This window comes from Stenotrophomonas sp. 2694, from assembly GCF_040548715.1.
In the GTDB taxonomy this organism is placed as follows: domain Bacteria; phylum Pseudomonadota; class Gammaproteobacteria; order Xanthomonadales; family Xanthomonadaceae; genus Stenotrophomonas; species Stenotrophomonas indicatrix.
Genome location: NZ_JBEPSG010000007.1, coordinates 62,021 through 75,937, shown reverse-complemented (window position 1 = coordinate 75,937; position 13,917 = coordinate 62,021). Strand labels below are relative to the sequence as shown.

Annotated in this window: 12 protein-coding genes; 4 read left to right on the top strand and 8 right to left on the bottom strand. The window is 65.7% G+C overall.

The features are described 5' to 3' along the window. Nucleotides 1-10 precede the first annotated feature (10 nt). The 3 genes from ABIA73_RS10655 to ABIA73_RS10645 all read right to left on the bottom strand — a co-directional run bounded on the left by ABIA73_RS10655 (nucleotide 11) and on the right by ABIA73_RS10645 (nucleotide 3,456). Complete coding sequence (locus ABIA73_RS10655; RefSeq protein WP_354275746.1) at nucleotides 11-334, bottom strand: HhH-GDP family DNA glycosylase; 324 nt, start codon at nucleotides 332-334, stop codon at nucleotides 11-13. A 168-nt stretch (nucleotides 335-502) separates the two neighbouring features. After that, entirely contained in the window at nucleotides 503-2,965 is a 2,463-nt protein-coding gene (locus ABIA73_RS10650) for a S9 family peptidase (protein ID WP_354275745.1), read from the bottom strand. Between the two features lie 155 nt (nucleotides 2,966-3,120). Beyond that, nucleotides 3,121-3,456 carry a hypothetical protein gene (locus ABIA73_RS10645; protein ID WP_025876944.1) on the bottom strand — a complete coding sequence of 112 codons (336 nt, stop codon included), beginning with the start codon at nucleotides 3,454-3,456 and terminating at the stop codon, nucleotides 3,121-3,123. 760 nt (nucleotides 3,457-4,216) lie between these two features. Between ABIA73_RS10645 and ABIA73_RS10640 the strand changes: the two genes are divergently transcribed. From ABIA73_RS10640 to ABIA73_RS10625, 4 genes are all read left to right on the top strand, one after another. Next, nucleotides 4,217-4,723: a hypothetical protein gene (locus ABIA73_RS10640; protein ID WP_354275744.1), complete on the top strand. Its 507-nt coding sequence runs from the start codon at nucleotides 4,217-4,219 to the stop codon at nucleotides 4,721-4,723. Nucleotides 4,724-4,736: 13 nt separating this feature from the next. Further along, complete coding sequence (locus ABIA73_RS10635) at nucleotides 4,737-6,170, top strand: XVIPCD domain-containing protein (protein ID WP_354275743.1); 1,434 nt, start codon at nucleotides 4,737-4,739, stop codon at nucleotides 6,168-6,170. A 64-nt stretch (nucleotides 6,171-6,234) separates the two neighbouring features. Further along, nucleotides 6,235-7,011 (top strand): HipA family kinase, encoded by a 777-nt coding sequence (locus ABIA73_RS10630; protein WP_032976287.1) that lies wholly within the window; start codon nucleotides 6,235-6,237, stop codon nucleotides 7,009-7,011. Then, on the top strand, nucleotides 6,989-7,381 hold the full coding sequence (locus tag ABIA73_RS10625; RefSeq protein WP_025876936.1) for a DUF3037 domain-containing protein: 393 nt from the start codon (nucleotides 6,989-6,991) through the stop codon (nucleotides 7,379-7,381). The genes ABIA73_RS10630 and ABIA73_RS10625 overlap by 23 nt, the downstream gene beginning before the upstream one ends. A gap of 4 nt (nucleotides 7,382-7,385) precedes the next feature. Here ABIA73_RS10625 and ABIA73_RS10620 read toward each other — a convergent pair whose 3' ends face one another. The 5 genes from ABIA73_RS10620 to ABIA73_RS10600 form a co-directional block, all read right to left on the bottom strand. Beyond that, the gene (locus tag ABIA73_RS10620) at nucleotides 7,386-7,769 is read right to left on the bottom strand and encodes an energy transducer TonB (RefSeq protein WP_032976288.1); all 384 of its coding nucleotides are present in this window, start codon (nucleotides 7,767-7,769) and stop codon (nucleotides 7,386-7,388) included. A 46-nt stretch (nucleotides 7,770-7,815) separates the two neighbouring features. Next, a complete protein-coding gene (locus tag ABIA73_RS10615; RefSeq protein WP_256993970.1) occupies nucleotides 7,816-8,277 on the bottom strand; it encodes a DUF4952 domain-containing protein in 462 nt (153 codons plus the stop codon). A gap of 186 nt (nucleotides 8,278-8,463) precedes the next feature. Next, entirely contained in the window at nucleotides 8,464-10,095 is a 1,632-nt protein-coding gene (locus tag ABIA73_RS10610) for a peptidoglycan-binding protein (protein ID WP_301865599.1), read from the bottom strand. Nucleotides 10,096-10,142: 47 nt separating this feature from the next. Further along, nucleotides 10,143-11,231, bottom strand: coding sequence for a lysozyme inhibitor LprI family protein (locus ABIA73_RS10605; RefSeq protein ID WP_354275742.1), 1,089 nt, complete (start codon nucleotides 11,229-11,231; stop codon nucleotides 10,143-10,145). A gap of 120 nt (nucleotides 11,232-11,351) precedes the next feature. Further along, nucleotides 11,352-13,877 (bottom strand): membrane-bound PQQ-dependent dehydrogenase, glucose/quinate/shikimate family, encoded by a 2,526-nt coding sequence (locus ABIA73_RS10600; RefSeq protein ID WP_312401109.1) that lies wholly within the window; start codon nucleotides 13,875-13,877, stop codon nucleotides 11,352-11,354. Between the last annotated feature and the right edge of the window lie 40 nt (nucleotides 13,878-13,917).

Below are 13,917 nucleotides of genomic sequence, written 5' to 3'. Positions count from 1 at the left end.
CCCGTCGTGCTCAGCGGCCGCCCTGCACGAAGGGTTGGCCCGCCAGCGTGGTTCCCACCTGCAGAGCGACCTGCTGCCCATCCTTGGCGAAAGTGCTGCTGCAATTGTTGCCGCCCTTCTGGCAGCCCACTTCCGGGAAACCGTCCAACACTTCGGGTGCATCGCGTGGCGGGCTGGCCTGCCACCCTGCGGCATCAAGAAGGCGCTTGGCCTTGCTGTAGGGCATGCCGGCAGTGATGCCCAACGCTGCCAGCTCGGCCGGCAGCGGCTGGGCCAATGCAGTGCCCGGGACAACGGAAATCGACAGCGATACGGCGAGGATGAAGGCCTTCATGGAGCGAACCCGTAGCGGACATCAGATGCGCAGCGTACCGCAGCTTTGTGGCCGATCCATGCCTGCATCACAGATGGTTACGCAGCACCCACAGGGGGATACCTGGACTGGATACCTGGACTGGACGCCTGAACCAGAAAGGCCGCCCCGGAGGGCGGCCTTGCCGGATTACTTCGCGTTCTTCACGTAGGTGTCGAACCAATTCAGCATTTCCGACACCAGCTGCTCGTTCGATTCCAGCGCGGTGTACCAGTGCGGCTCGTTGGGCAGCATCACCAGGCGGGTGGTACCACCATTGCCGCGGATCGCCTGGTACAGCTTGCGCGACTGGAACGGCTCGGTGCCCGGGTTGGCGTCGTCCTCGCCGTGGACCAGCAGCAGCGGCAGCTTGATCTTGTCGGCGTAGAAGAACGGCGAGGCCTTCAGGTACACATCCTGCGCCTGCCATACCGAGCGACGCTCGTTCTGGAAGCCGAACGGGGTGAAGGTCTTGTTGTACGAGCCACTGGTCGCCACGCCGGCCTTGAACAGGTTGGTGTGGGCGATCAGGTTGGCGGTCATCAGGCCACCATGGCTGTGGCCGGTCACGCCGATACGGTTGCGGTCGACCACGCCCAGCTCCACGGCCTTGTCCACCGCCGCCTTGGCGTCGGCTTCCAGCTGTTCCAGATAGGTGTCGTAGGCGTTCTTCGGGTCACCCACGATCGGGAACGAGGCGTTGTCGATGATCGCGTAGCCGGCCAGCAGCATCAGGCGGTACGGCTGCAGACGGGTGAACGTCTGCTGCGAACCGGAGACCTGGCCGGCCTGCGCGGCATTGGCGAAGTCGGCCGGGTAGGCATACAGGATCGCCGGCACGCGCTGGCCTTCCTTGTAGCCCGGCGGCGTGTACAGGGTGAACGACAGGTCCACGCCATCGGCGCGCTTGTAGGTCACCAGGCGCTTCTGGATCTGCCGCACTTCCGGGGTCGGGTCGACCAGCTTGGTCAACGCAGCAGGCTTGGACTGGAACTGTGCCTCGCCGGCCTTGGCATCGTTGACGCGCTCACCGAGCAGTCGCACGAATGCGTTCGGCGGGTCCATCACCGACTGGTGCCAGGTCAGGAAGCGACCCGGTGTATTGCTGAACCCCAGGAACTGCTCGTACGCATCGGCATCACTGCGGAACAGGCGTTCGCTCTTCAACGTTGCCAGATCAAGCGCATCCAGGAACGGACGGTCGCCCTGCGGCGAGGCCCCCTGCCCGCGCAGGAACACGGTGTTGCCCTCCTGGCGCACCACCGGCGCACCGCTGGGCAGGCGCTTGAACACCAGGTTGCCCGGGTTGCCGTACAGCTCATCGCTGGACATGTCCCACAGCAGGCGACCTTCCTTCTTCGGCTGGTCCACATCGACGATGCGGGCCTGCATCCAGTGGCGGTTCTCGTCGTTCTCGAACTGGAACGACACGGCCGGGTCGGCCGACCACGCAAAGCCCTCGAAGCGCTGTGCAGTGCGGGCGATTTCCACCGGCTTGCCGGTGAACGGGGCCTTCAGCATCAGCACGCGATCGCGATGCGGCACGCTCACCTTCCAGTCGCCCTTGTCCAGCGCTTCGGCATAGACCAGGGTGGCCGGATCGGTGGAGCGCCAGTCGTAACCCCGCGGACCTTCCGGCACACCGTGTACCGGCACGCGATCGGCCAGCGGCAGGCTCGCCAGAACCGTATTGCGGCCATTGGCCAGGTCCAGCACCGCCACATCATTGGCGAAGCGCTGGTAGGTCACCGCATGCGAGAACGGCGCCTTCAGGGTCTCGGTCAGCACATGCACGCCATCGGGTGCGGCGTTGACGTCGTTGTACAGCGCCGGCTGGCCAACCGGGCGCACGCTGCCGGCAGCGGCATCGATCACCGCCAGCTGCGAGGCACCGTAATAGGCGAACAGCTTTTCGTCGTGCACGCTGGTCAGCGTGTCGCGCGCTTCATAGGTGCTGCTCTCGCCACTGCTGCCCAGCGACTCCTGCGCGTCCGGACCGGTGGGCGTACCGCCGTTGGACGGCGCCGGCCCCTGGTTGGCCGGCACCAGCTTCACCAGCAGGTTCTGGCTGCCGCCCAGCCACTGCACCGTGCTGCCGAAGATGGGGTTCAACTGCACGTTCGGCACCTGCTTCACCTGGCCGGTGGCGGCGTCGCCCACCCACAGCTGCACGCTGGTATCGACGGCATTCTGGAAGGCGAAACGGCTGCCATCGGCCGACCACTGTGCGCCACCTGCGCACCCCTGCGGCAGGTTCACCTTGGTGCTCTTGCCGCTGACGATCTCGACCAGGGTGAAGTCGGCCACACAGGCCGGAATGCCATAGCCGCCCGGGGTGTCGTGGCGGCTGCGGTTCTTAGGTTCCAAGCGCACGCCAGCCAGCTTCAGGTACGGCTGGGCCACGCGGGTGATGGACGGATAGGTCTGTGCGGTGGTCAGCAGCAGGCGCTGGCCGCTGGGGTCGATGTTCGGTGCCGGCGGCGGCGGCGCCTTGAGCACCTTGAGCAGGTGTTCCGGCGGCTTGGCGTAGTCGGCAAAGGCCGGGCCGGCGGCCAGCAGGCCGAGCGTGGCAACGGCAACGGCCGCCGCCAGAGAGGTACGACGGATGAGCATCCTTTTCCCCTGGGGTGTGAGTTGGGTACCCGCACGGCGGGCATGGGCCGAATCTAACACCCCCTGCCCACCGGGAAATGGGCCGGAAGGGCTAGTCGCCCCATCCTGCAAAGCGTGGCCCTGCCTGGCCCGGCCCCTCTCTGGATGCCCTTCGCCTACTGCCGCGCGTGCAACTCCCAGGTGGACAGATAATCGGGATCGATCACCGTCACCCCGCTGGACCGCAACTGGTACTCGCCTGGCGCGGCCGGCAGGTACTGGTCCAGCATGGGCGGCAGGTAACGCTCATGGCCGTCATCGCCATCAGCCAGCACCAGCCCTTCTTCGGCACTGACCCTCAGCACGGTGCCGGCAAACTGCTCCAGCCCCTGCACCTGGCCATCGCCACCAAAACGGGTAACGCCCACCAGCACCAGCTTGCCAATCATCTGCGCGGCCTTGGCATCATCCAGATCCAGGGGCGGCAGGGCTCCTCTCGATTCGTTGCTCATCGTGCACCTCGGAAGCCTGCGTGGACATCGTGGACGAGATGCGCGCCCAGTGCTGCGAACGAAGCAGCGCCATGGGGCGACTCGCATGCATGTAGTGGCTCTGCGCATTGCGGGATGCAGAGCCAACCATCGGTGCTCAACTCACGGAAGAATTCTGTCTGAGGCTGCATGAACCGCAGCAACGTCTTCAGCATGTCTGCCAACACCAGCGCGCGCTGCCTGCGCGACAGGCTGGTTGCTGATGCAGTAGGTATACGCGTGAACAGGACTGTGCATCGCGGGCCTCCTTGCCGAGGGGAGTGGCCTCGCAGGACCACGTTCAACGCTGCGCAAACGTGCCGGAAACAAGCTGGCGGGTGTCGGTCGCGGGAAAGCGGCAGGGGGGCCTGCAATTCAAGGCCACGCCAGTGCTTGATCGACTCACGGCTGGATGCTGCCACCTCTCACGGAACGAGGAAGTGAAGAAAATTCCATGGCATCCAGAGCCGACTGCGCGCCGCCAGGGAGAGCCCGGCGCTGGCAACTCCGCTTGCAGCAAACACCTGAGGTCCGAAGCGCCCGGCCCCGGTGCCAGCAATCGTCAATCCCATTTAACCTGTGATTCACCTGGCCCACTTTAGGGTCAGCGCTCAACATGCAGGGAACGCTTATGCTTGGGTACGCATTCACACGGCCGTGGACGATCGTCCTAAGCGCGGCCTCGCTCTGCGCCTGCGCACACGCGACTGACCATTCGTCGACTTCTCAAGGACCCGCTCCCATGGCATCGACTGCCTCCGACGCCGCAACGCCGTCTGCGCTCACCGCAGATCAGCTTCTTTTGCGCCTGCTGGATCTGATCAAGGACACCACCTCCACCCGTGAACTGACCCTTGAACGGGTATCGCAGGCCATGCAGGCGCCCGCGCAGAGTTTCGGCCCAGGTCATTTCGGCTACGGTGGCACGCTCACTCCAGAGTGGAGCTACGGCCTCGAGGTCAAGAAGGCTGGCGCCGCCGATGCGCGTCTCGATCTCAATCTCATCGACACCACCGCCGACCGCAAAGCCAACGCAACGGCGATCTGCCAGGTCGACTTCAATCAGTTCGCCTCGGCTCTGCAGGCTGCGGGCTTCAAGCGTGAAACCATCCGCGGCGAGCACGGCCGGGTCATCCATGACCGTTTCGATCGTCCAGACCTGAGCATCACGGTCGATACGCTGCCGGAAAACCCGACCCCATCCGGCGAACCGGCACATGCCTGTGTCCGCCTTGTGACCGTGCAGTAAGGAGCAGCGCACCATGCCTACGCTTTCAGCGGATACGGAACGCCTGCTGACCGAATTTGCAGGAAAACCCGATGTAACGACCGATCAGGTCGACAATCTTCGCAAGGCCATCGCCAACTCTCCGGCGCTGGCAACCCAGGTCGACTCGGCCATCGCTGCCGGTCATCTGCAGCGCTTCGAGCTGTTGCCCGCCGACAGCAATGTGGGCGGCGAGTACGACGGCGGCGCAAAGGCCATCCGCCTGCCGGCATCCAGTCTGTCCACGCTGGCAGCCCCGGACAAACACGATGCTGCAGAGCTGACCTTCGTACTGGGCCATGAGCTGCAGCATGGGTTCAATGATGCAGCGACCGAACGGGCCTATAAGCAGTTTGATTCCGATATTGCAGACATTGCCGCACGCGATTCGACCCACGACTACACCCAGGCCATCGGCACCCTGCTCGCAGCCAACCGGCGCGACGAGGCATCGGCGAACATCGAGGGCTGGAATGCGCTGGTCGGCATGGTCAAGACCGCCAAACCGGACGCCACGCTGGAAGATCTCTACAAAGCAAGTACCCGTGCAGAGGAGTTCGTGCGCGTGCAGCCCGGCCCGCCGATGACCTATGCCGCGCATCCGGACCTGACGCTCAATGCAGACCTGAGCATGACCGCCACTGCCGCCAACATCGAGGGCATGGGCAAGCACTACTACGACGAAGGTGTGTCGTCGCGGCTGGGTCCCAACGGCAATTCGGATTACCAGAACTACTACGCCACCGATGCCATCGGCCGCGCCTGCAAGGAAGAAGCCAAGAACCCCGCACCCGATGGCATCAGCCGGATGTCGGTGAACATGGCACAGCTCGGCCTGCAGGAAAGCCTGCTGGAACAGAACGGCCTCTCTCTGGGTAAAGGCACGCCACCACGGCAGCCCTACTTCGACACCAGCACCTCGCCGTCCACGCTGCACTATTTCGACCACACCGAGGGCACCTACGCCCACGTGCCCATCACTGCACAGGCAACCACACCCGTGCCGACCGAAGCGCAGGCTGCGCCGTTGGCGGGTGGCAACGACCGTGCCCTGCACGATCAGATCCGCGGCAAGGTGGCAGAGCTGGATGCCGCCAACGGCCGCAGCTTCGACGCCTCCAGTGAACGCCTGAGCGCAAGCCTGCTGGTACTGGCCCGCGAGAACGGCCTGGACCGCGTGGATCATGTGGTGCTCAGCCGGCAGGCAGGCGATGTCGCTGCGGCGCAGAACGTGTTCGTGGTGAAGGGCGCGCTGGATGATCCTGCGTCGCTGCGTGCATCGGCAGCCACGGCTGAAGCCGCGCAGCGGCCGGTGCAGGAAAGCCTGGACAGCCTCGCTATCGTCAACCAGCGCCAGGCCGACCACGCCTCGCAGGAACAGACGCGCCAGCAGGTGCAGGAACAGCAGCGCAGCGCGTTGTCGCACTGACGTCAGGGACAGCGCCGGGCACCACCCGGCGCAACCCAAGCATGGGCCACGCTAGAATGCACCCATGCGTACCGTCCATGCCCTCCGTTATATAACCCCCTTGCGGGAAGGTGGCTCGCTGCCTGCCGTGGTCGAGACCGACGACGACGGTATGGCGGTGCTCAAGTTCCGTGGCGCTGGCCAGGGGCCCAAGGCGCTGATCGCCGAGCTGATCGCAGGCGAGATGGCACGCGCGGTGGGCCTGCCGATTCCGGAGATCCTGTTCGTCGAGCTGGACAGCGAGTTCGCGCGGACCGAGCCGGACCCGGAGATCCAGGACCTGATCCGCGCCAGCGAGGGCCTGAACCTGGGTCTGGATTACCTGCCCGGCGCGATCAACTACGACCCGGCGGCGATGCCGGTGGACGCTGACCTGGCCTCGCGCATCGTCTGGTTCGATGCGTTCACCAGCAACGTCGACCGCACCACGCGCAATCCGAACCTGATGGTGTGGCATCGCAAGCTGTATCTGATCGACCACGGCGCGGCGATGTACTTCCATCACGACTGGGCCAACGCCGGCGATGCCTGCGAGAAGCCCTTCGTGCTGATCCGCGACCACGTGCTGCTGTCGTTCGCCAGCCGCATCGCCGAGGTGGATGCCGAACTGGCCGCGCGCCTGCCGGATGCGGAAATCGAGCGCATCGTCGGCCTGGTGCCGGACAGCTGGCTGGTCGATGAGCCGGCCTTCGACAGCCCCCAGGCTTACCGGCAGGGCTACATCAACTACCTGAAGCATCGCCTGAAGGTGCGTGCGGTGTTCGTGCAGGAGGCCATCCGTGCCCACGCTGCACACGTATGACTATGCCGTCATCCGCGTAGTCCCGCGGGTGGAGCGCGAGGAGTTCATCAACGTCGGTGTGATCGTGTCCTGCCCGGGTGCACGGCACCTGGAAGCGGCAATCGAGATCGATGCCGCGCGCCTGCACGCCTTCGCGCCGGCGCTGGATATTGAAGCGCTGCAGCCGTGGCTGGATGCCATCGTGGCGATCTGCCGGGGCGATGCCGGCGCCGGCCCTATCGCGCAGCTGCCTGCGCGCGCGCGCTTCCATTTCCTGACCGCCAAGCGCAGCTCGGTGGTGCAGATGTCCAGCACACACGTAGGCCGCACGGCGGACCCGGCGGGCGTAGTCGAACACCTGATGGCAAAGATGGTTCGGGTACCTGCCTAGCGCACTACTTGCCGCCGCCCCAGCGTGCAGTCATTTCGCTGCGGATCGGCGTGCGCTCGGTGTTGCTGTCCGTTGCCGTGAAGCGCATCGCCTTGACCGCATTCAACGCCCAGCCACTGAAGGCCGTCGACGGCTTGGCCTCCACCACCTTTACGTCATACGTCCGGCCGCGCTTGTTGACCGAATAGGCCACGGTCACCTCCTCCGCGAACGGCACACGGCCGGGGTCGACATTGAGTTGTGGGCGGAAGGTTCCCTCCACCGGCTTCCAGTACGTCAACGCTTCGGCCTGCGGCAGCTGCAGCGGCTCGGGAGATGCGGCGGTGGCGACCTGGCTCAGTGCCAGGGCAAGCGTGATGGCAGCAACACGGAGCAGCATCGGGGGCATGGTTGTCATTCCTTGTACGCCAGTGGTTGTTTTCAAGCGTACGCCATCAGGGGCCTTTGCGGTTCACCGCAACGGTTACCGTGAAGTAGGGAATCGCGCTCCACTGCGTGCGCGGATGGTGCAGCGATTCCACCCCCATGCCGATCTGGTACTTCACGCTGCCCGGCTGCTCATGCCAGAAATAAGGCGCGCCGCTGCTCCAGCCACAACATACATATGTCAATGACGGCATGCCAAAGGTCTGCTGCAGATAGGCTTCGATCTTCGCCGCCGAGGCACCGCTGACGCGATACCGCGCTTCCATCGGCTGGATGTAGGAATCGTCGTCCTGCGTGCAGCTTACGTATTCCAGCTCGGCTGGTTTGCGTCCCATCGCCTGCAGGAAATCCTGGCAGACGGTGTCGGGGCGGGCCAGGCCTTCGGAGCGGCCGTGTAGTTCCCACTCTGCGATCGCACTGGTAGGCGCCTGCGCGCTGGCAGTGACGGCGCTGCCGATCAGAAGCAGCAACCCAGCACTGCATCCGAGGCGGACGAAACAGGAGGCAGACAGATGCAACAGGGTGATGGCAGATCCTCCGTGGGCGTGACGACATGCCATCGTAATCGACTGGCGCAGCCACCCGGTGCGAACGCTTCGATCAACGCTCCCCCGCAGCAGCGACGGACCCACAACGGGCACGTCGCTGTTGTCGGCTCAGGCCAATGAAGGCCCGCGGTTCTCGTGCTGGCGGCTGTCGAGGGCGAGTTGCTGCTCACGCTGCCGATGGTCACCGGCCAGATCGCGCACCATGTCGTCCATCGAGCGCGCGGGCTGCGCCGTATCCACACTGGCGCGCTCACCGGGAATCAAGCCGGCGACCCACAGGCGATCTCCGGCCATCATGACCCGGTCGACGCGCCCGGCATCGTCGATACCGTTGCGCTTGGACTCCAGCACGGCCTGCATGACGTGCTCATCGCCGATGGTTCCGGGTACTCCCTGGCGGATGCGCTCGAACAACGCTGCATCCCTGGGCGACAGCGAATCCACGCCACTGTGCTGTGGCAGCGGTTCCTGCGTGGCCGGGCCAGCGACCGGTGGATTCGCCGCAGCCTGCTGCCGCGCCTGTACCTGCTCCGGCTGGAACTCCGCCCGCGTATAGGGCGGACGCTGTGGCGGCCAGTTCTCTGCTCGGTCGAATTCGGTGGTGGGGGCAAACTCGCGCGCCACCGCTGCATCGTTCAACTGCCGGCGCGCATCTTCATCGATGGTGTTGCCCGGGCGCAGGGGCAGGCCGTAGTCCTGCTGGAAACTGCGCATGGCCGCCTGCATGCCGGCATCAAACGTGCGCGCCTCGCGCTCGGCACGTGGGTTCGGTTCGGCAAGGTACCCCAGCTCCTCCAGCTGGCGGCGCATCTCGAACACCGGCTCGCCCTTCTCACCTGGGCGCAGGTTACCGTCGGCCAGCGGCCCAGTCAGATCGGTCACCGTCCGGCGCTTGAAGTCCGGATCGACCGCCAGCGTGTCGGTGCGCATGCGCTCCAGCAATGCATCGTCGATGCGACCATTGGCCGGACTGATGCCCCGCCCGGTCTGGAAGCGGCGCACGGCCTGCTCGGTGGAAGAACCGAAGTCCCCATCGGGCTTGATCGCGGCATTGGCGTTGTTGCGGATGTCCAGCCGCTGCAGGTACTGCTGTGCTTCCAGCACCTTCTGGTTGGCATCACCACGGTGCAGGTCCATCGTCCCAGCGGGCCCCTGCTGGATCGGCACCGGCATCTGGAAGCCCGGCTGCTGAACGCGCTGGACCAGGCCGGCGACCTGCGATTCCCATCCGGTGGCCAGCGTGGCGATGGCGTCCGGATAGGGACTGTCGTTGTTCAACTCACCGCCATTGACCGAGGCTCTCGCCTGTCGGTAGTCGACATGGCTGGCGTTGACGTTGTCGGACAGCCGCGCGCCGAACATGCCATCGCGCATCCCCACCACCAGCACCTTGGTGGCGATTTCCGCTTCGGCCGCCCGCTCCGGGTGCTCGACCAGCTCGCGGCCCATTCCCAGAGCCTCGCCCAGCCGCTCGTAGTTGTTGACGTGGGTAAGGTGGGCAAAACCCCGGCCGAAATACTCTTCACCGCCGAAGTAGCGCAGATCCACCGCCTGCTTCCTGCCCCAGTCTTCCTCGGGCGCGGCGAAATTCCGTGATTCGTGCTGCGCCGTGGCCAGCACGTAAGCAATCTGCCGGTGATCGGTAACGCCATTGTCGATACAGGTGCGGACGATCATCTCGACCGACTGGTCCCGGGTCAGGCCGAAGCCTGACCCACCCTTTCCATAGCCTTCGCTCATCCTTCAGCTCTCCAGTTCCGGAACGCATCCATTCGTCAGGGAAGGACCTACTTCAGCAGGTCCGATTCAGTAGGGACCTGGCCCTTGCAGGTGTCATAGCGGCGCATCAGCAGCGTGCGTGGTTCGGTTCCGCGCAGTTGGATGACCTTGTCTTCCCGCTCGCACGGGCTTGCCTTGCCGCGCAGTACGAACCGGCCGTTGTCGATATGGTCGATGTCACGTCCACCGATGGCCGCTTCCAATGCCTTGGCACGCACATAGCGATGGCCCTTGACATCAAACAGGTAGAACGCGTGGACGGGAACGTTGTAGACACCGTTGTTGTCCTGCCATACCTGCAGGTCTGGCAAGCCATCGCCGTTGAAGTCAGAAGCGGTCAGCAGCACGGCGGCCGCAGCATGGGCATTGGCACCGGCGCGGGTCAGGCGTGGCTGCACGTCCGTGACGGCCACCTTGCGGCCGCCACGGGTCACGCCCATGCTCCGCACCTGACAGGTCATCACGTTATCGGTGCCGCTGCAGTCGGCCACCTGGAAGACCACCTGCAGCGCAGGCGTGATCCTGCCCTCGCCGGGCTGCAGGACGATCCGGCCCTGCCTATCGGGTTCGCCATCTGCGGTATGAGCGGCGACCTGCGTGGGTGCCGGGGCCGCCTTGGCTTCAGCAACCAGCGCCGCCGCACCACCGGCCTGCAGCTGGCGGGCACGCAGCAGAGTCATGTGTGTACGGCACTGCTGCGAATCCAGTTGGGCAGCGGCATTGCCACCTTCCGGGCAACGACGGTCACGCTGGCGCAGCCATTGCCGCTGCAGATCGCGCAGTACCTGCTGATCATTGGCCGTCATCGTGGAGCGCGCCGCGCTGTAGGCGGCGTTGAGCGCATCGTCGTGCGCCTTGAATTCAGCGTCGACACAGCGACGACGAGCGTCCAGCGCCGTGCCCGCATTGGCCATGCACGGCGCATAGGCGGGGCTCAGGTAACGCACATCGCCGGCGATCAGTTCGGCACCGCTGGGCAGCTTGCGTACGGTGGGCGGGGGCGAGGCCTGTGCCGATGCCCACAGGCAAGGGCCAAGCAGAAGCAGCCCAGCCAGCAACCGGGTGGCACGCCCCGGCAGGCGTTCTGAGTTCAGCATGCGATTCCTTCCGTGGGGCTTGGCCAGCCCCGTCCTGTTCCGATGATGGATCCTGCACGCTCACCCACGCAACTTCAGCGACAGCGGTCACATCCCGCATGCCGGCCTCGGAGCCGGACGCTACTCCGGCAACGCATACGCCATCACGTAATCCCCCGCCGGCGTCTCCATGAAATGGTGCCCGCCAGCCATGATGACCACGTATTGCCGCCCGCCCTGCTCGTACACCATCGGGTTGGCCTGTCCACCTGCTGGCAGCTTGGTGTGCCACAGCTCCTTGCCGGTCTTCAGGTCGATGGCACGCAGCAGGTCGTCGGTCGCTGCGGCGATGAAGATCAGGCCGCTGGCGGTCACCACCGAACCGCCATTGTTCGGCGTGCCGATTTCAATGGGCAGGCCGGAGCGGATGCCGAAGGGGCCGTTGCCACGCGCGCTGCCGAACGGCCGGTCCCACAGCAGCTTGCCGCTGCGCAGGTCGATCGCACGGATACCGCCATAGGGCGGCTGCTTGCACAGCAAGCCAGTGAACGGCAGCCGCCAACCGGCGTTGACGTCGATGCCATAGGGCGTGCCGACCTGCGGATCCCCTGCGCCTTCGGCACCGCCCTTGTCGGCGCGCATCTGCTCGCGCGGCAGCCAGCCCTTGCGGTCGGCTTCGGCGCGCGGCACCAGCCGGTTGTAGTTGGGCATGTCGTTGTAGTTGGCCACGATCACGCCACGCCGCGTATCGATGGCCACGCTGCCCCAGTCCGAGCCACCGTTGTAGCCGGGGTATTCGATGGAGTGGTGATCGCTGCTGGGCGGTGTGTAGAACCCTTCGTAATGTGCCTTGCGGAACTGGATTCGGCAGACCAGCTGGTCGATGGGGGTGATGCCCCACATGTCGCGCTCGGTCAGCGCGTCGTCGCGCCGCAGCGTGTGATACAGCGAGAACAGCTGGGTGGCGGCGCGCTGCTCGGGCTCCACGCCGCCCTGTGGCACCTTGCGCTCCTCAGCCGGGGTCAGCAGCTGGCCGTTGCGACGGTCGAGGATGTACATGTCGCCCTGCTTGGTGGGCAGCAGGATCGCCGGCACCTTTCCCGATGCCGTCGGGTAGTCGATCAGGCTGGCCTGCGACCCCAGGTCGTAGTCCCAGACGTCCTTGCGCACGGCCTGGAAATGCCAGACCGGCTTGCCGGTAGCCACATCGATGGCGACCAGCGAGGTCGCGTACCTGTTCTGGTTTTCGGTGCGCGAGCCACTCCAGTAGTCGCCTGCGGAATTGCCCATCGGCAGGTACACCAGGCCCAGTGCTTCATCGCCGGTAGCGGTGGTCCACATGTTCGGTGTGCCACGTGTATAGGTCTGCTCGCGCGGTGGCAGGCCGCTGCGCTCGGGCTGGTCCATGTCCCACGCCCAGCGCAGCTTGCCGCTGATCGCGTCGTAGGCCTGGATGACGCCGGAGGGCGCGTCGCGGCGCTGGCCGTCCAGTACCTGGTGGCCGGTAACGATGACACCGCGGACGATCGCCGGCGGCGAGGTGATCGATACGTAACCCGGCGGCACCTCGCCCATGCCCAGGGTGATGTCGACCTGGCCGTTGTTGCCGAAATTCGCGCAGGGGCGACCGCTGTCGGCGTCCACCGCGATCAGGCGGCCGTCCAGCGTACCTTCGATGATGCGTGCGCTGCAGGCTGAGCGGCTCCCTGGCGCCGCGCTCTGGTGGGTGCGGGTCGGCGGCGGTGCGGGCAGCGCGAGATCGGCAGCCACGTCAGCCAGTGCGGCATCGGCGAGGGTCGGCGCGCTGGGCAGCTCGTAATAGGACACGCCACGGCAGGCGGCCGTGTACGGGATCGATGCATCTTTCACCTTCGGATCGAAACGCCATAGCTCCTTGCCGCTGCCGGCATCGAGGGCGATCAACTGATTGCGTGCGGTGCACAGGTACAACCGATCACCGATCTTCAGTGGCGTGGTTTCCGCACCCCAGCGCTTCTTCGGCAGGTCGCCCGTGCGGAACTGCCACGCCAGTTGCAGGGTTCCCACGTTTTCCGGGGTGACCTGCTGCAGCGGCGAATAACGGGTGGCGGCATTGCTGCGCCCCCATGCCGGCCAGTCACCCTCGGCCGGCTGGTCGGCAGGCTGCAGGCCGATGGTGTCACGGGTGGGATCAAGCCCGGCGCTGACCGCCGGCTCCGGGAACGGCTGATGCCCGTCGACCACGCCATGCGGGGTGAACGCGAGGCCGAAGGCGGCCACGAAGACCAGCATCAGTACAGCGGCCACGCTGCGCGACAGCCGCCTGGGCACCGGCGCCTGCAGGGTCGGCGCCAGCAATGCCAGGACGATGCCGAGGGCGGTCACCAGGCCCAGCCGTGGTACCCAGCGCCAGTAATCGCTGCCCGACTCCCACCAGGTCCACAGCAGGCTGCCGATGAACACCAGTGCGTACAGCAGTGCACCGCTACGCCGATTGCCCCACAACAGGATGCCGCAGACCAGCAGGCCCAAGCCGGCGATGGCGTAGTACCAGGAGCCACCGAGGCTGAGCAGCCACGCACCAAGGCCGCCGATGACCAGGCCGAGCACGATCAGCAACAGGGCCAGCACGGTAACGAGAGGATGGCGGGGCGGAGGCGCGGAAGCAGACTGCGGCGTGGCGGACATCGTCGATCTCCGGGGGCAGCATGCGCCCTTATGCCACCGT

Coding starts and splice junctions, on each gene's coding strand:
- ABIA73_RS10655 (WP_354275746.1), bottom strand. CDS start 334: ATGAAGGCCTTCATCCTCGCCGTATCGCTGTCGATTTCCGTTGTCCCG.
- ABIA73_RS10650 (WP_354275745.1), bottom strand. CDS start 2,965: ATGCTCATCCGTCGTACCTCTCTGGCGGCGGCCGTTGCCGTTGCCACG.
- ABIA73_RS10645 (WP_025876944.1), bottom strand. CDS start 3,456: ATGAGCAACGAATCGAGAGGAGCCCTGCCGCCCCTGGATCTGGATGAT.
- ABIA73_RS10640 (WP_354275744.1), top strand. CDS start 4,217: ATGGCATCGACTGCCTCCGACGCCGCAACGCCGTCTGCGCTCACCGCA.
- ABIA73_RS10635 (WP_354275743.1), top strand. CDS start 4,737: ATGCCTACGCTTTCAGCGGATACGGAACGCCTGCTGACCGAATTTGCA.
- ABIA73_RS10630 (WP_032976287.1), top strand. CDS start 6,235: ATGCGTACCGTCCATGCCCTCCGTTATATAACCCCCTTGCGGGAAGGT.
- ABIA73_RS10620 (WP_032976288.1), bottom strand. CDS start 7,769: ATGCCCCCGATGCTGCTCCGTGTTGCTGCCATCACGCTTGCCCTGGCA.
- ABIA73_RS10610 (WP_301865599.1), bottom strand. CDS start 10,095: ATGAGCGAAGGCTATGGAAAGGGTGGGTCAGGCTTCGGCCTGACCCGG.
- ABIA73_RS10605 (WP_354275742.1), bottom strand. CDS start 11,231: ATGCTGAACTCAGAACGCCTGCCGGGGCGTGCCACCCGGTTGCTGGCT.
- ABIA73_RS10600 (WP_312401109.1), bottom strand. CDS start 13,877: ATGTCCGCCACGCCGCAGTCTGCTTCCGCGCCTCCGCCCCGCCATCCT.